This is a genomic window from Tolypothrix sp. VBCCA 56010 (genome assembly GCF_050875635.1).
GTDB lineage: Bacteria > Cyanobacteriota > Cyanobacteriia > Cyanobacteriales > Nostocaceae > Hassallia.
Genome location: NZ_JBPAOH010000101.1, coordinates 1 through 22,058 on the forward strand (window position 1 = coordinate 1; position 22,058 = coordinate 22,058).

Sequence of the window (22,058 nt, forward strand, 5' to 3'; positions counted from 1 at the left end):
CTTTTAGCCCCGATGGCAAAACCTTGGCTTCTGGCAGTGATGACAACACCATCAAACTCTGGGATGTGGCAACAGCCAAACTTTCGCAAACCCTGACTGGGCATAGCAACTCGGTCAATAGCGTCGCTTTTAGCCCCGATGGCAAAACCTTGGCTTCTGGCAGTGATGACAAGACGATCAAACTCTGGGATGTGGCAACAGCCAAACTTTCGCAAACCCTGACTGGGCATAGCAACTTGGTCATTAGCGTCGCTTTTAGCCCGGATGGCAAAACCTTGGCTTCTGGCAGTGAAGACAAGACAGTAATTTTGTGGAATTTGGATTTAGATAATTTAATGGTGCGCGGTTGCGATTGGGTGCGTAATTATTTGCAGAATAATTCAAGTGTGAGTGAGAATGACAAGCATCTGTGCGATGGGGTTGGTAGTGCAAAATGAAAGTGGACTAAATTCTTTATTCAGTCGTCTTGAGACGACTTTTGTTATTAGCCTGGGGTTTATAACCCTAGGCGATTGTGATGTTACACACCATTCTCATCTCAAAACTGCGCCCTGACCCGCCTCGGATTGAAATCCAAGGCTAATAGCGAAAGTCCACTTAAGTGGACTAAATGATCTGTATTAACGTCAAAGTAAAATGGTATAGCGACAGCTTGAACATTTGTAGCGATCGCGCTTGTTGTCCTAACCACAGCTTTAATGTTGGTAGCGATCACTTGTTGTTTGTAACGAAAGTTGAAGTGTTGGTGACCACAGCTTCAATGTTGGTGACCACAGTTTCAATGTTGGTGACCACAGCTTCAATGTTGGTGACCACAGTTTCAATGTTGGTGACCACAGCTTCAACGTTGGTGACCACAGCTTCAATGTTGGTGACCACAGTTTCAACGTTGGTGACCACAGCTTCAATGTTGGTGACCACAGTTTCAACGTTGGTAGTGATCGCTTGTATGTTTGTAATGAAGATTTGAATATTTCTAACCACAGCTTTAATAGTCGTGCGTCCTGCAAGTTGAAAGCGATCGCCGAAATTGCGTTAAATAAGCATCACAAACAGACACTCAAGACGGCACTTGCACCCGTTTAGCTAAATCTTGTCCCAGTCGAGTGAAGTGGTTTGGGTTCAGCGTGAGTAATATATCGACCCCTGCTTTGAGAGCAGCTTGGGCAATTAGCGCATCAAAAATTCCGCCACCTAGAAGATTTAACCCCACCATACAGGCGATCGCTTGTTGGTAATCATCAGCAGTGAGCGGAATTGCTACGAACAAATTCAGGTTCTCATCAATTAAACGTTGCGCGATCATTGGCGAAATAGGTGGTCTTACAGGTAAGCGAGTCAGAACAGAATAAAGTTCAGCAAAAGTATGGGTTGAAAGATAACCCTCAATTTCCGAGACTTGCACCCGTTGTAACCACGGTAGACAAACACCATGCCGAGGATGGCTAACTTCAAAAGCTGCTACCAATACTGAAGTATCAAATAGGACTTTCATAATCCGCAATTAAGCCATTGATTCGTTCTTCCCGCATTTGCTCTACAGACGTTTCCAGATTGCCAATTGGAGTAGATTGAACAACTAAAGTCGTCCCAACTCGGTATACCAAAGGTTCAGCATTCAGGAAATTTTCGATCGCAGCTTTCAAAAATGCTTCGGGTGTCATACCCTGCGCTGCTGCTTGAGCTAGCAAACGCGCTTCAATTTCTGGAGTTAATTCAAGCGTAATTGCCATAGAACCATCCAATCTCTTTTAGTAACTAAATTATAAGCAGCCTGGTTTATAATGCGATCGCGCTTATTGTCATAACCACAGCTTTCATATTGGTAGCGATCGCGCTTATTGTCGTCACCACATCGAATCGTATTGTGTTAAAACGATTATTAATGACTTTATTTTAACTTTAAGTAGAAGTTTACCAATGATACCTGTAACAGTTGAATTCCCAGAAAGCGTATTTTCTGCTCTCCGCAAAAATCCCAATGAATTCATCGTAGAAATGCGAATTGCTGCTGCTGTTAAATGGTATGAGCTTGGAGAAATATCGCAGAATAAAGCATCAGAAGTTGCTGGATTAAGCCGTTATGAATTTATCAACGCTTTATCTCGTTATCGAGTTGATTTTATGCAATATAGTGCTGAAGAGTTAGCCCAAGAGATTGCCAATGTCGATTGAGCAAGTTATTATCAACTCTTCACCTCTAATTGTTCTGTTTAAAAGTCAACAGGCAGAATTACTACCACAATTATTTCCAAAAATTCTAGTTCCATCGGCAGTTTGGGATGAAATTACAAACTCCGGTTTAAATGACCCAGCCTCTCAAAAATTACCTAGCACTTCTTGGGCGCAACGAGTAGAAGTTGAAGCAATTGTACCTGAAATTGCCGCTTGGGATTTAGGAAAAGGAGAATCAGCAGTGTTCACTTTAGCTTTAAAAACTTTAAATTGTGCAGCTATTGTTGATGATAGAGCAGCGCGGCGTTGCGGTCAAACCTTTGGAATCACTACCATTGGTACGGGTGGCTTGCTAATACTAGCAAAACGACGCGGATTAATTCCTAGCATATCTCCAGGAATTCAAGCTTTGCGCGATGCAGGCTTATGGTTATCTGATACAGTTGTAAACTTGCTGAAACAACAAGCTGGGGAATAAAATCTAGGAAACGATTGCGGAATTGGAGCAGTAGCGATCGCGCTGAGTGTCCTAACCATAGCTTTAACGAAAGTAGCGATCGCTTGTATGTTTGTAACGACAGCTTTAATTTTGGTAGCGATCGCTTGTATGTTTGTAATGAAAGCTTTAATCTTGGTAGCGTCGATTATTTGTCATCATTCAAAATCGATTCTAAGATTTCAGGCGTTAATCCTCGCTCTTGTGCTTTAAGGCTAGCTTTATCCATCGTGTTTCTCAGCCGTGCGATCGCCTCAAGTCTCGAAGTTGTAAATTGAGACTGCATAATTGCCGCAATCTTAAGTTGCAATTGTTCACGTTCTTCTTCAGTGGCATTGCGGTATGCCTCTGCTACCTCAAAGGGAACTTTGATGGTAATTTCTTCTTTAGTAATCATGGCTTGTTTGCTTCCATAATTTCTCATCTTTAATCATGTTATTTCCTTAGCTTGTGAGTTCCTCAGCTTACATATTTGTAAAGATCGCCCTTCGTGTCCTAACCACAGCCTTAACGTTGGTAGCGATCGCTTGTATGTTTGTAACGAAAGTTAAAGCATTAGTAACCACAGCTTTAACATTGGTAAGGATAGCTTTAACGTTTGTAGTGATCGCGCTGAGTGTCGTAACCACAGCTTCAACATTGGTAACGACAGCTTTAACATTGGTAGCGATCGCACTTATTGTCGTTACCACAGCGCGTCCCCTGTAAAAGCCCGACACCCTAAAGGGTGCGGCTATACGAACAAAGTCCACCTGCGTGGACTAAATACTCAAAAATTCTTTTAGCCTGCCTCCGCAGGCTTTGTTCGTATAGCCCCAGGCTTCCAGCCTGAGGGCTTGTGTTTGATTATATTACCAGCGCGATCGCCCGATCGCCCAACAGCGATAAACTGACAAATAGACAATATTCCCCAATTACAACATGTCAGTTACTTCTACACCCTCACTGCGCGAGCAACAACATCCTTTAATTCGGCAATTGGCTGATACGATTGAAGGTGCTTGGCACAAACACCTTGATTTATCACCTTACCATTTGCCGGCAGAGTTGGGATATGTAGAAGGTAGACTCGAAGGTGAGAAACTGACGATTGAAAATCGCTGCTATCAAACACCGCAGTTCCGGAAGATGCACTTGGAACTAGCCAAGGTGGGAACTATGCTGGATATTCTGCACTGCGTCATGTTTCCCCGTCCGGAATACGACTTGCCGATGTTTGGTTGCGATTTAGTCGGGGGTAGAGGTCAAATTAGTGCAGCGATCGCTGATTTATCTCCGCTTTCACAACGCACTTTACCACAAGCGTATAATTCTGCACTGTCTGCATTACCTGCACCCAACTTTTCTCAACCCCGTGAATTACCGGAATGGGGAGATATCTTTTCGGAATTTTGTATCTTTGTTCGTCCCGGTTCTCCCGAAGAAGAAACGCTGTTTTTGTCGCGTGTGCGAGACTTTTTAGATATTCATTGTATGCAGGCGATCGCTTCCCATCCCGCATCACCAGAACAAGTATTAAAAATTATCGCCGGACAGCATAATTACTGCACCAAACAGCAACAAAACGACAAAACCCGTCGCGTACTTGAAAAAGCCTTTGGTTCAGATTGGGCTGAAAATTATATGACTACAGTGTTATTTGACTTACCAAATTAATTATTCGCATTAGGACATACAAATACAAAAAAATAAAGTGACAATATACCAATAATTATAAATGTTGACTTATTGTCACTTTTTCTGCATAACTATCACTTCAAATGCTGAAAACTGCTTATCTGTAAGCTGTGCTACGTTTTCCAGCAAATCATGAATGTAGAATTCAGAAAACAACAGTTTGATGGAGACGAGTAATTATACTAACAGTTTGATATAAACTTTCTGAATTTGTTAAAAAAACAAGATATCCGACTTATTAGATAAGTCGGGTATCTAAAAAATTTTCAATTGGCAAATAGCATTGCTATAGCATCAACTAAAATTAACCAGGTGTATCTGACCAAATTAAGCAAATCTCTCTACCAATAAAGCAAAACTTGTAATAGGTGTAGCCATCTGAAATGATTCGGAAATATTGCCTTTTGCTCATAAAAGGCTAAATGTTGCACTGCATATTTATCTGCTTAATTAATAGCTAAAATACGAGTGAATTCGTAGTGAGCGGTTTACCGCTCATAGCTTCGCTTTCAAGCGGCTCTATCCCTTACTACAATTACTTCCTTCCCGCTGGAAGAATACCTATCTAACGAACCGCGTACTGCTTCGCAGAAGCCGCAGGCTAGGCACGAAGGACACGTTCGCCCTTGGCGTCTCCGAAGGAGAAGGAAGAAGAAAAAGAAGATGGGTAATTTTGTAGCAGGAAGAAAGTAAGAGCGTTTATTTATCATTATTCAGCTGGCTAGAAAGCTAAAACCCTTTTTTGACTAATCCAACTACATCTTTTACTGAAATCACCACAATCAAACGGACAATATACCATGTCAAGGGTGAATGAAAATTCAAGGTCAAGCGAACAACCACTTGATCAACCTAAGATTTGGTGGGGTATCGCTGTAGCCCTACCAGTAGTCATCGCTTCCGGGGTACTAGCTACAGCCAGAATTGAGCAGTTAAAAAAACTCAGCAGTTCAGTACCAGTTGCACCAGTTCCTACTAGTATCAGTGCTGTGGGACGTTTGGAACCGCGAGGAGAAGTAATTAAACTATCCGCACCAACCGCAGGAGTGCAAGCGTCTTCACGAGTTGAGCAAATTTTGGTGAAAGAAGGAGAGCGAGTTAGGAAAGGTCAAATAGTGGCGATTTTGGATAACCACGACAGCCAAACAGCAGCAGTGGAAGAAGCCAAAGCAAAACTGCAAGAATCACGCGCCAATTTAGCACAAGTTAGAGCCGGTTCACCAAGAGACATTCAAGCTCAAAAAGCAGTAATTTCTCGTTTACAGGCTCAGTTAAAAGGTGAAAGTCAAGCTCAACAAGCAACGATCGCTCGCATCGCAGCCCAATTAAGTGGGGAAAAAATCGCCCAACAAGCAACAGTTAATCGTCTGGAAGCCGAACTACAAGGACAACGAGATACTTTAAGAGCCACCGTTTCTCGCGTCCAAGCCGAAGCTAACAACGCCCAAGTCGATGCTCGACGTTATGAAACATTATACAGAGAAGGTGCGATTTCTCAGCAAGAATGGGAAAGAAGACGCTTGAGTGCGGTAACTTCCTCTCAACAAGTTGCAGAAAGCCAAGCCAGTTTAAGACAAGCAAAAGCAACTTTACAACAACAACTTGCCGAAGCAAGGGCAAACCAAATACAAAGTCAAGCAACTTTACAACAGCAACTGATTGAAGCCAAAGTCAACCGCGACAAAACCTTAGCGACATTGCAAAGGCAAATTGACGAAGAAAGAGCCAAATTCAACAGACTTTTAGAAGTTCGTCCCACCGATGCACTGATAGCACAAGCTCAAGTTAGTAATGCGATCGCCAACGTCAGAAAAGCCCAAGCAGACTTGAAATTAAGCTACGTTGCCGCACCCATCCCCGGAGAAATCATCAAAATTCACACCAAAGCCGGAGAAAACATGAGCGTAGATGGCATCGCTGAAATTGGAAGAACCGATCAAATGATTGCGATCGCCGAAGTTCCCGAAGACAGCATTGGTAAAGTACGTCTCGGTCAAAAAGCCACCATCGCTAGCGATAACGGCGCTTTTAACGGCGAATTACAAGGAACAGTCGTTGAAGTTGGCAGAAAAATCGGCAAAAAAGACATCTTAAATACAGATCCAGCAGCAGATGTAGATGCCAGAGTCGTAGAAGTAAAAATCGCCTTACCTCTAGAAGCCAGCCAAAAAGTTAGCGGTTTAACTAACGCCAAAGTAGTAGTCGAAATCAACATCTAGCCATTAGCCATTAACCATTAACTATTATCTACTAATACTTTTTTACCATAAAATGAGTTCCAAAATACCTTTAGCATGGCTACAATTAACACGCGAAAAAACTCGCCTTATCGTGGCTCTGGCAGGAATTGCCTTTGCCGATGTTCTCATGTTTATGCAACTTGGTTTCCGCGATGCCCTGTATTACAGTAACGTCCGGATGCATAGCAGTTTGCAAGGTGATATTGTTTTAATTAACTCTCAATCTAACGCCGTCTTAGCAATGAAAAGCTTTTCACAAAGGCGGTTATATAAAGCTTTAGATTTGCCAGCAGTACAATCGGTTCATCCGATATATTTAGATTACGCCAGTTGGAAAAATCCTATAACAGGTCGCCCTAGGAGTATTCTCACCCTAGCTATGAATCCAGAAGTTAATGTATTTAACTTGCCTGGAGTTAAAGAAAACTTAGATAAACTGAAACTGCCGGATGTAGTTTTATATGACCGTTCTTCTCGCACAGAATATGGTCCGGTTGTACTTAACTTTGAGCAAGGCAAAAGTGTCACAGCAGAAGTGCGGGGTAGACAAATTAAAGTAGCAGGATTATTTACTTTAGGTGCATCATTTGGAGCCGATGGGAATTTAATTACTAGTGATGTTAACTTTTTTAGAATATTTAGCCATCGCCAGCGAGGATTGATTGATATTGGCTTGATTAAATTAAAGCCCGGAGCAAATGCGAACTTAGTTGTGCAACAATTGCGAAGTTATTTACCAAAAGAAATCAATGTATTAACTAAAGAAGAATTTATCGACTTTGAAAGAAATTATTGGGCAAGTAGCACAGCGATAGGATTTATTTTCACTTTAGGTACAATCATGGGTTTTGTTGTTGGAACCGTGATTGTATATCAAATTCTTTATAGCGAAGTTACAGAACACTTAGCTGAATATGCGACCTTAAAAGCAATCGGCTATACACAAAATTATCTATTATTTGTAATTCTTCAAGAAGCTTTAATTTTAGCAGTTTTAGGATACATGCCTGGATGGGCTTTTACGATGTTTTTATATAAACTGGCTAAAGACGCAACACTTTTACCAGTTTTCATGAGTTTAGATCGTGCAATAATGGTGCTAGTTTTAACTATTTTGATGTGCTTTATTTCCGGTGCGATCGCCGTGCGTAAATTAGAAGCCGCCGATCCAGCAGATATATTTTAATTTAACCCCTAACTCCTAAGTAGATGGGCATAAACGCTCCTTTACGTAGTAACGGCTTCAGCCGTTAAAATCCTTGTTTTGAGCGGTAAACCGCTCACTACGAACCAAGAGACCTGTCCTCAAAGGAAAATGACAAAAAAACCTGTAATCGACATCAAAAATATCAGCCATTACTACGGTAAAGGTTCGCTGAAAAGACAGATTTTATTTGACATAAATCTAGAGATTTATGCAGGAGAAATTGTAATTATGACCGGACCATCAGGTTCAGGTAAAACAACATTACTGAGCCTGATTGGTGGTTTGAGGTCTGTGCAAGAAGGAAGTCTAAAATTTTTAGGTGAAGAACTATCTGGAGCCAGTCAAAGTAAACTGGTAGAAATTAGACGTAATATTGGTTATATTTTCCAAGCTCACAACTTGTTGGGGTTCTTAAACGCTAGGCAGAATGTGCAAATGGCAGTAGAACTAAACAAAGAGATTTCTAAGCAACATGCGATTAACAAATCAGAAGCGATGCTTCAAGCTGTAGGTTTAGAAGACAGGATTAATTACTTCCCAGACAATCTTTCTGGTGGACAAAAACAAAGAATAGCGATCGCTCGCGCTTTGGTGAACCATCCCCCACTAGTGCTAGCAGACGAACCCACAGCCGCTTTAGACAAACAATCAGGACGCGATGTGGTAGAAATAATGCAAACCCTTGCCAAAGAGCAGGGAACCTCTATTTTGCTCGTGACCCACGATAACCGCATTTTAGATATTGCCGATCGCATCTTAGAAATGGAAGATGGTCATTTAGCCCGTAATTCCCAAAGCACCGTCAAAATAATTCATAACTAATAATTAATAATTCATAATTACACTATAAGTGGGTCGCAGCTACTCTCCACTTATAGTGAAGACCACGCTCATCAAAAATTGAGTGTTCGCGCTTTACCCATTTTTTAATTATGAATTATGAATTATGAATTATGAATTAATAATTACTCCTAACTCATAGCTGGTAGATCATAACTCATAAATATACACAGTTCTTACCTATAAATGTGATTTTTTCGTTCCAGATAGCTTATCGGGTGACGGAGGATTTGCTTGACGACTAGTACGGAAAGTCACATTCACCCCTTCATTTGATTGTTCCAGCACTAACAAAGGCGTGGGTTTAGCCTTTTGATCCCAATGCATATAAGCAATCCTACCTTGAATCGTCGGTTGCCAAGTATCTTGGTCTTCAGCAGGGCTAAGATAAGTTTCAATACAATCGATAATTTGGCTGATGCTGGCAGAAGTTGCTTGCGTGGGTAACTTCATTAACCGAATTTGAACGCGAAACAGCACTCGCTTGGCAGGAACTCCCTCTATATTAGTCTCGTACTCTACATCAAAAACCTGATCCACCTGCCGTCCAGAACTATTGGCAATCCCAACAATTCCTTGTTGAGCCTGATTTGGACGTAGTGCTTGAGAAATTTGCTCTTTGACTTTGATTTTTACTTGATTGACGATCGCAAAATGAAACACCTCCTCAGCCATCCGCATTCGCAAATAATCCAAATTAAAATCCCGTGAGTTAATCAAATCGGGATTTGTCTCCATTTTTCTAATTGTTTCCAGCGCTAGCTTAAACTTTTTCTCTAGTTCTCGCGCCCGAAATTTTTCAAACTTGATTTTCTTCTCCAGCTTCTTCATCTCAAGTTTGCCATACACAATCAAAGCAATCACCGTCAAAGTTAGTACTCCAGAGGTTACGACTAACAACAATTGCGGTATTTGCTGATTGTCTGCTGGTGCCACTGGCACTTGCTGAATTGCTTTAGTAATCTTAGACCCTGGCGATTGGGCAACAGATATTAAAATGGACATGGTTGCAAACAAAAATACTTGACTCCTGATTTTTAGGATGCCCAAATCCTTGATGTCATCTTGCGGTATTTTTGTTAATTTTTGACTAAGGGCATTGGGAATTGGGCATTGGGCATTGGGCATTGGGCATTGGGCATTGGAAAGGATGGGGAAACCCCACCCCTGCTTGTCCCCGTGTCCCCCACTCCCCCACTCCCCCACTCCCTCACTCCCCCACTCCCCCCCTCCCCCCCTCCCCCATGCCCATTGCCCCAATCAATTCTTTTAGCAACATTCGTCTGATTGCTACAGATATGGATGGCACCCTGACGCAACAAGGTAAATTTACTTCTGGCTTATTGCAAGCTTTGGAAAATTTAGCAGCAGTTGGAATCAAAGTAGTAATTGTTACTGGACGTTCCGCCGGCTGGGTGAGTGGACTAAGTAGCTTGATGCCGATCGCTGGTGCGATCGCCGAAAATGGCGGTATATTCTATTCATCTAATAGCAAGACTGTCGCTTTAACGCCGATTCCCGATTTAGTTGCCCATCGCCAACATTTAGCCGCAGCTTTTGCCCAATTACAAACACATTTTCCCCAAATCCGAGAATCTGCCGACAATCGCTTTCGCATCACCGACTGGACTTTTGATGTAGCTTCTTTGACTTCAGGTGAACTGCTTTCCTTAAGTAATCTCTGTCAACAATTGAATTGGGGATTCACCTACAGCAACGTCCAGTGTCACATAAAACCCTTGGGGCAAGATAAAGCTGTAGGATTATTGCAAGTATTGCGAGAATACTTTCCTGGTTATTCACCTCAACAAGTTGTCACCGTTGGCGATAGTCCCAATGATGAAAGTTTATTCGATCAACGTTATTTTCCCGTTTCTGTCGGTGTAGCGAATGTGATGGAATATGCCAATCAGTTGCAGCATCAACCTGTTTATATCACCACTGCTGCTGAAGGTGCAGGATTTTGTGAATTATCTAATTACTTATTGCAAACCGTGAAAATACGGTAGAACACGTAGTTGGCACTAAAGCGCTAAAGCGCTCACTACATTCTCAATTCGTCTAAAATAAACTCGTAGCACCGAATACAACTATGACAGCTATTTTACCTGTCGCTCAATCGGAAATTTTCTACCCCAGTGCTGATGGTGAACCCGTGGCAGAAACTTACGATCACCTTTATGTTTTGCTAACCACCCTGGAAGTATTAAAACAGTATTTAGCAGAAACTCAGGCAACTGTTTTAGCAAATCAATTTCTTTATTATGCTCAGGGATATCCTAAATTGCGGGTAGCTCCAGATGTAATGGTGATTTTTGATGTCACACCAGGAGGTCGAGACAATTATAAAATTTGGGAAGAAGGTCAAGTACCCAGTGTTATTTTTGAAATGACATCCAGCGGCACTAAAGACCAAGACCAAATCTTTAAAAAGACTCTTTATGAACAGTTAGGAGTCAAAGAATACTGGCTATTTGACCCAAAACGCGAGTGGCAAGAAGAACAGTTACGCGGTTATCGCTTGCGGGGAGAAATTTACGAGCCAATATCTGATAATCGTAGCGAACCGTTAAAATTGCGGTTACAAGCTGATGGACGGCTAATTAATTTTTATCGAGAGGATACGGGAGAAAAGCTGCTGATTCCTGGTGAACTAGCACAAGCACTACGAGAGGAAGTTATCGCAAGGCAGCAAGCAGAAGCACAAGCAGAAGCTGAACGTCAACGCGCAGAAGCTGAACGTCAACGTGCAGAACAAGCACAAGCAGAGGTAGAACAGTTAAAAGCAAGATTACGATCGCTTGGTATCCCCGATACTGAGTAATCTCAAATGCAAACTTTTCCTAACATTACTCAAATCATATTAAGATGAAATAAAAAAGTTGCACTTGCTCCGCGTTTTCGCTGATGCTATGTAAAAACTAACTATGTAGCTTCTATGCAGGGCAACCAATCATCAATCAAGCCGAGGGTAAAGACGCGAAAGTTACGATTTTGGAGTTTTTTATTACTCTTGATTGTCAGTGCGATCGCTATCTTTCTGTTTTACCCCCGACCGCAACAGATAGTCAAACGCGAAAGCAATTACACCATTCATAGACGGCAAGAATTTAATCAGCCTGAATTTTACCCAATCAAGCCATCGGAGAACTTAAAACTCTACCGACCTGTCGGTGAGTGGGTAGGAAAACTGATTCTACCTAAGAAAGAGCAGATAGACGCAAAATCGGACTGGTCGTGGTTACTAGTTCAACATGCACCAGCACAAGCGCAAAACCTCATCGGTCAAGTCGTTCGTTTGGAATGGAAAGACAAGCAAAACTCTTACGTAAAAACAACTACGCGAGATGTGCGTTTTACTCCTGGCACTATCAAGAGTCAAAATAAAGGCATAGTCCATCCAAACCGCCTCAATGGTCGTCTTGGTGTCGGACCGCTACAATCACTTGCTGGTGCGAAACCGAATGATGATATGATTGTCACCTTAGACCGTGCCGATGTCGTGGTGGGTAGTGACGGTAAACCAGTTCTGCAAATTGAGCAAGAACCAGTTCAAACAACCGGACGCTTTTACGCTTTAGTGAAAATTCTCAAGCCAGAAGTAGCAAGCAGCACCTACCCTGCTGCAAAATTTTGTCCGGGAACGCGCCCCTGTCCGAGCGAATATTTCCGCGTTCGTCATTACAATCCGGCATCCGGTAACTTTGACGGACCAGAGGGAACAGTCAGGATTCCCCAGCAAATTTTAGATTCACGGGCATTTTTCTCATCAACTGGACGCCAAATTGAAGCATCTCCCGCAGGCAAAGAAGGGTGGTATATATACGGTGCAAGAGATGCTAAAGGTATGTTTGTTACTCAAGCAGTCGCACCGCGATCGCTCTTTAAAATAGAACCAGATCGCGTATTGTTGGGAACATCCGCAGGGCTAAAATACATTAAAGTAGATAATTGGCGCAATAGCGAGCAAAACAAAGGCAAGATTGAAACAGTTTTGCTCGATCCGACAGTAGCCCAACCGCTGCAAGCGCTATCAAACTGGAAACCAGGAGATAAAGCGATCGTCATGCACCTATTTGGCGGTATTGGCGGCAAACAAGGTGAAATCAGTGGGCTGATGCGTTTAGCCAACACTGTCACCGGACACTTTGCCTTTGGAGTAGCTGAAGTAGTTCGCGACCCCTTCACGCAAGATTTACGGTTTGACATCAAATATCATCAAGTTTACGCTCACGGTTTTGACGGGATAATATCCGGGACACAGCGCTGGGCAAACTATATGGGTAACTTTCAATGGGGATGGGCTGCAACGCGACCGGTTTCTGATGTTATCGTCAAGTTTGAACCTGTGACGCAAGATTATGATTTTGGTGGCATTAAGCTTTCACCCTTGCAGGAATTTACTCGGCAGTTGCAGATTATGATGGCTCGCTATCGAGTCGGAGATGGAACGGGAAGTGCTACAGTAACCCCAGCAACTTCTTGCGTTCAAGATGCCAATCAAGCACTTTACATTACCTTGAAAGTCATCGAACAGCAAGTTACTTCAAACCCGGCAATTCAGAAGTGGCTTAAGGATCATCCTAGCGATCCGCAAACTTTTCGCTTTGAAAAGCTAGTTTCTCTCGGTTCATCTTTAGAACGGCAATTGAGTCCTTTGGGGATAGTCCGCGCTGATTGGGAAAGCAATGCATCTGCTTTAAGCGGAATCGGTAACGAAGAAGAGCCAAGGTTATCTCAAAACCGTAGCATCTGGGCAGCGCTGACAAGTTGGCGGACAATGTTACCCCGACAAGCGCACGATGAACTTGCTAGTATATTCTTAAGCCAAAATGCGAAACTCTGGTTTCTGCGAAGCAACCAAATTGGTGGATGGCAGCAGGATATTATTCCAGAAGAAGCAACGGCAGTACTTGGCAGGTTGAAGCTTCCCTTTACCAATGTTGCACCGATCCCGATTCTGTTGAATCGTGTGTTGGGGTCTTTTGTCATACCTAACCAACAAGATTGGCTGATAGTGGGGGTGACATTATTGATTTACAGCGCGATCGCTCTACCCTTAGGCTTCTTTTCTGGATTTTTGCGCTTTAATCTTTCGCCTGTCAACTTACCTAATCGGCTATTTACAGCATTTCGAGCTTCGATAATTCCCGCTTTTCTGGAAGAGTTAGTATTTCGCGTTTTGATGCTTCCCCACCCCATAGAATTAGTCAATTGGGTAACGTGGTCATTGTGGGCAGCATTTTGTTTACTGCTGTTTGTCCTTTATCATCCGTTCAATGCCAAAACCTTTTATAAAGCGGGAATTCCCACCTTTTTTCAGCCAGTTTTCCTTGCATTAACGGCATTGTTGGGTTTAGCCTGTACGATCGCCTATGCATTGACCGGTTGTCTGTGGACAATATTTTGCATCCACTCGATTATATTGCTAGTTTGGCTGCTAGGATTTGGAGGAATGCAAAAGTTGCGATCGCGCCACACACACCCAGCCTGAACCGAAGGCTAGTAACCGTCAGGTTCAAACTTTTCACAGCATCTTTCCTGTACTGATGCAGATTTTTTTGAAGGTGTTTATTTCAGATTTTCACAAGCGATTTATTGTACTGTTTACGAGGTATTTCAACAGAAATGAATCCTTAATTAAGTTATGTTTAAAGGTAATTTAAACATAACTTAATTCATAATTGACCAATATTTCTACAAAATGTCAATCAATTCATTTTTCTAGGGCGAAAAGCGCCTGAGGTTCATGGCTGGGTGGTGGATATACGCACCGGGTTGATCAAAGACCTGCAAGTCTCAACTAAACAATGGCAACTGCGCTCATTATCTGTGGTTGCACTTTGAGGTAAGATGACCAAGGGCTATATAGGAGGCGATCGCCTTCTGGATGCCTTTACCTCAAGCGATGGATAAAAATCTATATCAACCGCTGTCTCGTCCGCTGTTTGTCTGCGTCAACTACCACTCTGCCCAAATCAAACCCAAAGTTAGATTTTGTTCAATTCAATCAAAATGAGGTTGGGACAGTGTTTAATCGGGAGGCTTAGTTAAACATGACCCTGACGCAAGTGTTACGCAAACGAGCAACCTTATTTTAGCTTATAGCGCGATCGCACTTTCAGAGCGCATCAATGCGATCGCTATACAAAAAAAAGCACATCCGCAAAGCTTTTGGGCGGCAGCGTTTTTCGTTGCCGCTGTATGCATGACTATCCGCAGTTTTTTTCAGTGGGAATTTTCCCAAATTTAAGCCCCGCTAGGCGATCCCCATTTTTTATTAGTTAATTGCATCCACTTACTTGCTTAAATTTATCAAAGTATGCTGCGTTGATATTAGATAAAATATATCATGAACTTTTGTAATGTAGATAACATTTACCTATGAAGTGGGTAGCTTAAAATGAGTTACTTTCCAGGCTATCTGCGGCGAAATCTGGCTTGAGTCATAAAAAAACCGCGTTAAGGCAAGAAAAAGTACATCTCCAGATACTGTTTGATTTTAGGTTAATTCATTTACATTGAAATTATCAAACCACATACCTAACAGCAGCGCTTAACAGACTAATATTTTAAAAAAATACCAATTTTATAATTTCTTTGTTATTTTGTATTTAACGGGACAGTTCTAAGTCTGGAGGGTGAGTTTAAATATCAATTGATTACACAATTTGATTGTTATGTCATTCGTGTAAATCAATTCATTCTCTGTTGCCATGATTGTATTTAAAACACAATTAAAATGGCGAAAAAAGCTAGCGTAGTAATACGCTACAAGAAAGCAAAATCATTAAAACCAGGAAAATCTTAGTTAAGAATATGCTCAGAACAAACAATCGACGGATCATCTTCTCTGCTTTTGTTAACTCCGCAGAAGAAATCAAAAAGACAGAAATCAAAAGTCAATTTGCTCAACCTCAACCAGATTTGCTGCAACCTTTACGTCAATGGCTTGATTCTCTAGAGATTCAAAACCCTAAACTAGCGAAATTTATTGCTAAACTAATTCCCGCACAATGTCCCTTCGAGCGCGATATAATGCTGTTTGGTCGCAAAATAGCTCATATTCCACCGATGTGCAAGCTGAATCCTCTTTACGATCAGTTTGTGGGTTTGCGTTTTCGCGCTTTGTGCTATCTAGTAGATCAATGTGGTGAAGACATCCAGTCTTACTGCTGATTGTAATTACGATTAACACAGCATGGAAATTAAAATTGAGCATCAACCCAGTCTAGAACATTTGCACAACTTAGGTGTGTTCGCATGGGACATTTGGGAAAAAGAAATCTCAAAATTTCCCTGGACTTATGATTCTCAAGAAACTTGTTACTTTTTAGCAGGTAATGTCATAGTTACCCCTGATGGGGGACAACCAGTAAAAATGGGTCAGGGTGATTTAGTAATTTTTCCAGCCGGAATGTCGTGTATGTGGGAAATTACCAGCGACGTGAAAAAACATTATTTCTTTGATTAGTCAAGAATCAAGCAATTAGCTTTTAGCTAAAACGCTATAAAAGACAGCTAGATATATCACAAATTGAACTAATTGACAAGTTCGATATATAGCAGTCTCCAAACAATTTTTTCTTCTCTTCACACCGCGCATTTGATAGCTAATAATTAATAGCTAGCAGCTTTTTGTCCCTTTATCTAAATTAGGACTTACGCACCCACTAAAGTCTTGTAAGGGCAATTGATGAATTGCCCCTACGTAAATTCAAAGTTTTAACGACATGAGTGCGTAAGTCCTATAAATAAAGAACGTAGTGAGCGGTTTACCGCTCAAATATAAAGCTTTTAACGGCTAAAGCCGTTACTACGTTAAAACCTATTCTTCAGACATCGCTCATAATCGTGTTAGTGGGGGTTTGCCAGATAAAGATGTTCCCACAACAATTTTTATGAGGAGGAGGAAGAAAAAATGTTATTACATTTGAGTACGTGGCAGGAAGTTGAAGCTTATTTACAGCAGTCTTGTGGTATAATCCTTCCTATAGGTTCCACCGAACAACATGGACCAACAGGATTAATTGGAACTGATGCGATTTGTGCAGAAGCGATCGCTCGTGGTGTTGGTGAAGCAACTCAAGCATTAGTCGGTCCGACAATCAATGTCGGCATGGCACTGCATCACACCGCTTTCCCCGGTACAATCAGTTTGCGTCCCAGCACTTTGATTTTGCTGGTCAAAGAGTATGTAACTTGTTTAACTAAAGTCGGTTTTACCAAGTTCTATTTTATCAACGGACACGGCGGTAATATCGCCACTCTGAAAGCTGCTTTTTCCGAAACTTACGCATACTTGGAAGATTTGCAGATTGCCAATGCCCAAAAAGTGCAATGTCAAGTTGCAAACTGGTTTATGTGCGGTTCTGTATATAAGTTAGCTAAAGAATTATACGGCAATCAAGAAGGCTCTCACGCAACGCCGAGTGAAGTAGCTTTGACCCAGTACGTTTATCCAGAAGCGATTAAGCAAGCACCTTTGTCAACAGAAGTCGCAACCGGACATAGAATTTATGGTGCAACTAACTTTCGTCAACATTACCCAGATGGACGTATGGGTTCAAATCCTGCCTTAGCAACACCAGAACACGGTAAGCAGTTTTACGACTTAGCGGTGAAAGAACTCAGCAATGATTATTTAGAATTTGTCAATGCAGAATAAACCTCACCTCAACGTGTAAAGTCTTTCTTTGCAACGGCAGTCGCTACAACCGCACGGCAGTTTTTCAGGGGAAGTACCCTGTGAAAACGTGCCTTGGGAAAATAGGCAACGCGCTGCCTCACCTTTGCTACTTTGTGCGTGAGACATAAGAAGATAAATCAAAGTAGTTATATTATGGTTATCCAAAAAGAAGAATCAGTTAAATTACCACCCTTAGAAAATGGCGATCGCTTAACCCGCGATGAATTCGAGCGACGTTATCAAGCAATGCCCCATGTCAAAAAAGCTGAATTAATTGAAGGAAAAGTTTATATGCCATCACCAGTGCGTGCAGCCAATCATGGTAGACCCCACGCTCAAATTATCACGTGGTTGGGTATCTACTGTGTGGCGACACCTGGTACTGATTTAATCGACAATGGGACTACTCGCATAGATTTGGATAACGAACCACAGCCAGATGCGCTATTACGAGTCGATACCGCAGGTCAATCTTACATCAGCGAGGATGATTACGTTGAAGGCGCACCCGAATTGATTGTGGAAATTGCAGCTAGTAGTGCTTCATACGATTTACATGAGAAGCTGAATGTCTATGGCCGCAATCAAGTACAAGAGTATATTGTCTGGCAAATTTTTGATAAAAAACTCAATTGGTTCAAGTTGAGACGACAGGAGTATCTCTGCCTAGAACCTGATGCAGATGGTGTAATTAAAAGTGAAGTTTTTCCCGGTTTATGGTTAGCAGCAAACCCCTTACTAGAAAAAAATTTAGGAAAGGTTCTGGCTGTATTACAGTCAGGACTAAATACACCAGAACATACTGATTTTATTCATCAACTATCACAGCCAGGATAATCTTTGTTTGTAGAGTAGGCTTTTAGCTCGTCCCAGGAATTTAATATTTAAGATAGGTATATTTTCGATATAGTCGCAGTTATATAGCGAACTACTCCAAGTTATGGAGTCCTTGAACATCCAACGAAAAATAAGCAAATTATGATCGACTTCAGCCTGACTCAAGAACAACTTTTGTTACAGAAGACAGCGCGTGACTTTGCCGAAAGCGAGATTAAGCCGATCGCCAAGATGATTGACGAATCTAACGATCAAAATATCATACCTTGGGATTTTTGTCAAGGCGTATTTCGCAAAGGAGCCGATTTAGGATTTACGTCTTTGCTGCTTCCACAAGAGTACGGTGGTATGGGTGGAAAGTGTATAGATTTGGTTTTGGTTCAGGAAGAACTCGGCGTTGCTGATGTCAGCATTGCCAGTAGCTACTTCAATCTTACCGCGAGCATGTCCCTTTTTCTTACCAGAGCCGGCACCCAAGAACAGCAAAAGCGGATGTTGTCTGTAAGCTCGTCTTCGCCTCATCTGTTTAGTGTGGCAGAAAGTGAGCCAAACGTGGCAAGCTCGGATCTCTTCTGTCCCTCACCCGATCCCCAAATTGGAATGAAGACATTTGCTTCTTCAGATGGCGATCGCTACGTCCTCAACGGCAATAAGTCCGGGTTAATTACAAATGCTGGTATCGCCGATGCATACTTCATCATGGCACGCACATCTCTAGACAAACCGATGCGAGAGAGCATGTCCATGTTCTACGTGCCGGCAGATACACCGGGTCTGAAGTTCGGCAAGAGAACTCAGATGATTGGCTGGAAACCTTCTCATCACACTGAAATCTACCTCGACAACGTGCGGGTGCCTGCGGAAAATCTGATTGGGCAAGAGGGACAAGCTGGTGCGCTTTTAATGTTGCTTCCTGAGGTGTCTATCGGACTGGCAGCTAGTCATGTGGGTTTGGCTCGCGCAGCGTATGAATACGCGCTCAATTATGCCAAGCAACGGGTAAGTTGGGGTCGTCCGATTATTGAGCATCAAGCTGTGGCTTTAAAGCTAGCTGACATGATGGTGAATACGCAGGCTGCACGATTGATGGTGTGGGACGCAGCGATCGCAGCAGACACCGATCCTCAACTTGCCGCGACGGTTAAAGCACCGGCAGCCAAGACCTTTGCGGTGGATGTGGCAATTAAGAACGCGCAAACAGCAGTTGAGATTCTCGGTGGTTCTGGAATCACTAAAGAGTATCAAACAGGCAAATTTTTGAATGATGCTTGGATCGGATATTCCTGTGACTTCACGCGAGAGATATTGCGGCTTAATTTGGTAAACTTTATTTAAACCACAGAGAAACACAGAGAAATTTGATACATTTGTGTTTCTCTGTAGTTTAAATCAAATATCAGTTATTTAACTTTTAGCGATACCTTCTTCACGCGCTGCACGTTGCACAGCACCAGAAACAGCGCTAACAACTCGCTCGTCAAAGACTGAGGGAATAATATGTTCGCGATTCAAATCGGAAGGTTTAACTAAAGAAGCGATCGCACTAGCAGCTTCCAGATACATTCTGATGCTAATCGTCGCGGCTCGACAATCTAAAGCACCGCGAAACACTCCAGGAAACGCCAAAACGTTATTAATTTGGTTTGGGTAGTCACTGCGTCCGGTAGCGATGACAGCAACATCTTTACTCACCAATTCTGGCTGAATTTCCGGAATTGGATTTGCCATTGCAAAGACGATCGCATCTTTCGCCATTGATTGTACCATTTCCAGTGTCAACACTCCGGGGGCGCTAACACCGATAAAGACATCTGCACCTTGCATCGCACCAGCTAAAGTACCCTGCGCTTTCACAGCAAATTCCCGCTTTTCCTCGGTTAAGTCGGTGCGACTAATGGAGATAATGCCTTTTGAATCGCACATCCAGATTTTTTCCGCGCCGGCTTTGCGGAGTAAGCGAGCGATCGCTACTCCAGCAGCACCCGCACCGTTAATTACAATACGGATTTCCGCCATTGACTTATGTACTAACTTCAGGGCGTTAAATAACGCTGCTAAAGTGACAATTGCTGTACCATGCTGATCGTCGTGAAAAACAGGGATATCTACTTCATTTCGCAGTCTTCGTTCAATTTCAAAGCAGCGAGGAGCTGCGATATCCTCTAAATTCACTCCCCCAAAAACCGGAGCGAGATTTTTTACTGTACGGACGATTTCATCTGTATCTTGAGTTGCAAGGCAAATTGGGAAAGCATCGATGCCTGCAAACTCCTTAAACAGCATCGCTTTTCCTTCCATCACTGGCAGAGCCGCACTCGGTCCGAGATTTCCCAAACCTAAAACAGCACTACCATCTGTAACAATCGCCACAGTGTTTTTTTTGATAGTTAAGTTGTAAACTTCTTCGGAATTTTGGGCGATCGCTGTACAAATTCTACCAACTCCGGGCGTGTAAGCCATTGCTAGGTCAGAGACGCTTTTAAGGGGAATTCTGCTAGCAATGCTGATTTTCCCACCGCGATGTAAATTAAACGTGCGGTCATAGACATTTAGCACTTTTATGTCTGGTAAAGCTTTTACTGCTTGCACAATCGTTTCCGCGTGTTCGGTGCTAGCTGCATCCACAGTGATATCGCGGGTGGAAAAAGAGCGCGTTTGCTCGATTAAATCAATTTGACCGAGATTACCCCCACTGTTAGCGATCGCTTGTGTGACTGATGCCAACATTCCTACACGGTTAGGAATTTCTAAGCGAATCGTCAAACTAAAACTCGAATTCGGTGTTAAGGCTACCATCGTGATTTTACATTTTAAATATTTGATCTTATATTGAATCTATTTAAAATTTCACATAGCCTTCAGGCTGGAAGCCTGAACGCCAGATGCCTCAAGTCGGGAAACCCGCCCACGGCACTGGCTCGGCTACACAAACAAAGCCTGCGGAGGCAGGCTAAACAGTCGTAATTTTTCTAGCCCACGCAGGTGGAGAGAAGTTTGAGCGGAGGTTTCCTCCGTTCGCGATTATGCACGCGTTGCCGTTGACGAACGCATGTGCGTGTCGCAGACAAGCCTCTCGTTCGCCAACAAAGCTTCGCTCGTATAGCCGCACCATGCGCGGGTGTCGGTTAATTATAAAACAAGCCCCAGTCCCTAGTCCCTTTATGCCATCGGTTGAGGTTCTTTGACTTTCGCTGCTAACGACGTAGGGTCAACTGATTTTAGTTCACCGTGGTTGAGTGTCCAACAACTGTCAGCGATCGCTAACATATCCCCAGCGTCATGTGTCACCACTAACAGTGTCCAATGTTGTTTCAGTTTCGCTAATAAGTTTACCAATTGCCGACGCATTGACCAATCTAATCCTGCTGTCGGTTCGTCCAATAGCAGAACGTGTGGTTGGCGAATCAGCTGCACCGCTAAAGCCAAACGCCGCTGCTGACCTCCACTTAAAGCATGAGGTGGTGTACTCAGAGATAAATGCTCTAATCCTACTTCAGTAAGTGCTTCTTCAACTCGGTTTCTTCCTAGTTCTGGATGCCCCAAACGCAATTCTTCTAAAATAGTACCACCGCAAAAATGCCGCTCTGGAAACTGAAACACCAATCCGGCTAATTGTTGTAATTGTTCGGCTATAAGTACTTGTTCGCGCCATAAGACTCCGCCAGATGTCGGTTCGGCTAGTCCTGATAAAATTTCTAGTAAGGTACTTTTGCCGGAACCACTAGGACCAATAATTAAACCTAGTTGTTGGGCTGGTAAGTCCAAATTGAGTGATTTGAGAATTGGTGTAGGGCAAGCTGTGGGATGATAAATTAGATTTCTGAGATAGAGCATTTGTTAAGATTACCAAAAAGTCAGCAAATTACTGATTAACTACACTAAGAGCAACTAAAAAAT

At 42.6% G+C, this 22,058-nt stretch carries 22 protein-coding genes and 1 pseudogene; 15 read left to right on the forward strand and 8 right to left on the reverse strand.

Features of this window, described 5'->3' with window-relative positions; genetic code table 11:
- Positions 1-437, forward strand: a pseudogene (locus tag AABK37_RS27270) (WD40 repeat domain-containing protein); the annotation flags it as partial.
- A gap of 274 nt (positions 438-711) precedes the next feature.
- On the opposite strand, the gene AABK37_RS27275 reads toward AABK37_RS27270, so the two are convergent.
- The 3 genes from AABK37_RS27275 to AABK37_RS27285 all read right to left on the reverse strand — a co-directional run bounded on the left by AABK37_RS27275 (position 712) and on the right by AABK37_RS27285 (position 1,733).
- Positions 712-984, reverse strand: coding sequence for a hypothetical protein (locus AABK37_RS27275; RefSeq protein ID WP_432554639.1), 273 nt, complete (start codon positions 982-984; stop codon positions 712-714).
- A 76-nt stretch (positions 985-1,060) separates the two neighbouring features.
- Positions 1,061-1,495 (reverse strand): type II toxin-antitoxin system VapC family toxin, encoded by a 435-nt coding sequence (locus AABK37_RS27280; protein WP_432554640.1) that lies wholly within the window; start codon positions 1,493-1,495, stop codon positions 1,061-1,063.
- Positions 1,479-1,733, reverse strand: a complete 255-nt coding sequence (locus AABK37_RS27285) for a CopG family transcriptional regulator (RefSeq protein ID WP_432554641.1) — start codon at positions 1,731-1,733, stop codon at positions 1,479-1,481. Before AABK37_RS27285 ends, AABK37_RS27280 begins: the two co-directional genes overlap by 17 nt.
- Before the next feature lie 187 nt (positions 1,734-1,920).
- Here AABK37_RS27285 and AABK37_RS27290 point away from each other — a divergent pair, with 187 nt between their 5' ends.
- Both AABK37_RS27290 and AABK37_RS27295 read left to right on the forward strand, forming a co-directional pair.
- Positions 1,921-2,175 (forward strand): UPF0175 family protein, encoded by a 255-nt coding sequence (locus AABK37_RS27290; RefSeq protein ID WP_432554642.1) that lies wholly within the window; start codon positions 1,921-1,923, stop codon positions 2,173-2,175.
- The gene (locus AABK37_RS27295) at positions 2,165-2,653 is read left to right on the forward strand and encodes a DUF3368 domain-containing protein (protein WP_432554643.1); all 489 of its coding nucleotides are present in this window, start codon (positions 2,165-2,167) and stop codon (positions 2,651-2,653) included. The genes AABK37_RS27290 and AABK37_RS27295 overlap by 11 nt, the downstream gene beginning before the upstream one ends.
- Before the next feature lie 166 nt (positions 2,654-2,819).
- Here the strand turns inward: AABK37_RS27295 and AABK37_RS27300 are convergent, their stop codons facing one another.
- Both AABK37_RS27300 and AABK37_RS27305 read right to left on the reverse strand, forming a co-directional pair.
- Positions 2,820-3,095, reverse strand: a complete 276-nt coding sequence (locus AABK37_RS27300) for a hypothetical protein (RefSeq protein ID WP_432554644.1) — start codon at positions 3,093-3,095, stop codon at positions 2,820-2,822.
- 40 nt (positions 3,096-3,135) lie between these two features.
- The gene (locus tag AABK37_RS27305) at positions 3,136-3,363 is read right to left on the reverse strand and encodes a hypothetical protein (RefSeq protein ID WP_432554645.1); all 228 of its coding nucleotides are present in this window, start codon (positions 3,361-3,363) and stop codon (positions 3,136-3,138) included.
- 229 nt (positions 3,364-3,592) lie between these two features.
- Here AABK37_RS27305 and AABK37_RS27310 point away from each other — a divergent pair, with 229 nt between their 5' ends.
- The 4 genes from AABK37_RS27310 (at position 3,593) to AABK37_RS27325 (ending at position 8,617) form a co-directional block, all read left to right on the forward strand.
- On the forward strand, positions 3,593-4,327 hold the full coding sequence (locus AABK37_RS27310) for a phycocyanobilin:ferredoxin oxidoreductase (protein WP_432554646.1): 735 nt from the start codon (positions 3,593-3,595) through the stop codon (positions 4,325-4,327).
- An 821-nt stretch (positions 4,328-5,148) separates the two neighbouring features.
- The gene (locus AABK37_RS27315) at positions 5,149-6,567 is read left to right on the forward strand and encodes an HlyD family efflux transporter periplasmic adaptor subunit (RefSeq protein WP_432554647.1); all 1,419 of its coding nucleotides are present in this window, start codon (positions 5,149-5,151) and stop codon (positions 6,565-6,567) included.
- Positions 6,568-6,619: 52 nt separating this feature from the next.
- The gene (gene devC, locus AABK37_RS27320) at positions 6,620-7,774 is read left to right on the forward strand and encodes an ABC transporter permease DevC (protein ID WP_432554648.1); all 1,155 of its coding nucleotides are present in this window, start codon (positions 6,620-6,622) and stop codon (positions 7,772-7,774) included.
- A 129-nt stretch (positions 7,775-7,903) separates the two neighbouring features.
- Positions 7,904-8,617: a DevA family ABC transporter ATP-binding protein gene (locus AABK37_RS27325; RefSeq protein ID WP_432554649.1), complete on the forward strand. Its 714-nt coding sequence runs from the start codon at positions 7,904-7,906 to the stop codon at positions 8,615-8,617.
- Between the two features lie 198 nt (positions 8,618-8,815).
- On the opposite strand, the gene AABK37_RS27330 is transcribed toward AABK37_RS27325, so the two are convergent.
- Positions 8,816-9,640, reverse strand: a complete 825-nt coding sequence (locus AABK37_RS27330) for a hypothetical protein (protein WP_432554667.1) — start codon at positions 9,638-9,640, stop codon at positions 8,816-8,818.
- 239 nt (positions 9,641-9,879) lie between these two features.
- On the opposite strand from AABK37_RS27330, the gene AABK37_RS27335 reads away from it, so the two are divergent.
- The 8 genes from AABK37_RS27335 to AABK37_RS27370 all read left to right on the forward strand — a co-directional run bounded on the left by AABK37_RS27335 (position 9,880) and on the right by AABK37_RS27370 (position 19,496).
- Positions 9,880-10,644, forward strand: coding sequence for an HAD family hydrolase (locus tag AABK37_RS27335; RefSeq protein WP_432554668.1), 765 nt, complete (start codon positions 9,880-9,882; stop codon positions 10,642-10,644).
- 83 nt (positions 10,645-10,727) lie between these two features.
- The gene (locus tag AABK37_RS27340; RefSeq protein ID WP_432554650.1) at positions 10,728-11,459 is read left to right on the forward strand and encodes a Uma2 family endonuclease; all 732 of its coding nucleotides are present in this window, start codon (positions 10,728-10,730) and stop codon (positions 11,457-11,459) included.
- Between the two features lie 114 nt (positions 11,460-11,573).
- Positions 11,574-14,129, forward strand: a complete 2,556-nt coding sequence (locus AABK37_RS27345; RefSeq protein ID WP_432554651.1) for a CPBP family glutamic-type intramembrane protease — start codon at positions 11,574-11,576, stop codon at positions 14,127-14,129.
- Between the two features lie 1,325 nt (positions 14,130-15,454).
- Positions 15,455-15,814, forward strand: coding sequence for a Mo-dependent nitrogenase C-terminal domain-containing protein (locus tag AABK37_RS27350; protein WP_432554652.1), 360 nt, complete (start codon positions 15,455-15,457; stop codon positions 15,812-15,814).
- A 22-nt stretch (positions 15,815-15,836) separates the two neighbouring features.
- Complete coding sequence (locus AABK37_RS27355; protein WP_432554653.1) at positions 15,837-16,109, forward strand: cupin domain-containing protein; 273 nt, start codon at positions 15,837-15,839, stop codon at positions 16,107-16,109.
- Between the two features lie 447 nt (positions 16,110-16,556).
- Positions 16,557-17,303: a creatininase family protein gene (locus AABK37_RS27360; protein ID WP_432554654.1), complete on the forward strand. Its 747-nt coding sequence runs from the start codon at positions 16,557-16,559 to the stop codon at positions 17,301-17,303.
- A 174-nt stretch (positions 17,304-17,477) separates the two neighbouring features.
- Positions 17,478-18,161 (forward strand): Uma2 family endonuclease, encoded by a 684-nt coding sequence (locus AABK37_RS27365; RefSeq protein ID WP_432554655.1) that lies wholly within the window; start codon positions 17,478-17,480, stop codon positions 18,159-18,161.
- Positions 18,162-18,302: 141 nt separating this feature from the next.
- Positions 18,303-19,496: an acyl-CoA dehydrogenase family protein gene (locus AABK37_RS27370; RefSeq protein WP_432554656.1), complete on the forward strand. Its 1,194-nt coding sequence runs from the start codon at positions 18,303-18,305 to the stop codon at positions 19,494-19,496.
- 69 nt (positions 19,497-19,565) lie between these two features.
- Here AABK37_RS27370 and AABK37_RS27375 read toward each other — a convergent pair whose 3' ends face one another.
- Together AABK37_RS27375 and AABK37_RS27380 are read right to left on the reverse strand one after the other, a co-directional pair.
- Positions 19,566-20,957 carry a malic enzyme-like NAD(P)-binding protein gene (locus tag AABK37_RS27375; RefSeq protein WP_432554657.1) on the reverse strand — a complete coding sequence of 464 codons (1,392 nt, stop codon included), beginning with the start codon at positions 20,955-20,957 and terminating at the stop codon, positions 19,566-19,568.
- A gap of 363 nt (positions 20,958-21,320) precedes the next feature.
- Positions 21,321-21,995 carry an ABC transporter ATP-binding protein gene (locus AABK37_RS27380; RefSeq protein WP_432554658.1) on the reverse strand — a complete coding sequence of 225 codons (675 nt, stop codon included), beginning with the start codon at positions 21,993-21,995 and terminating at the stop codon, positions 21,321-21,323.
- Between the last annotated feature and the right edge of the window lie 63 nt (positions 21,996-22,058).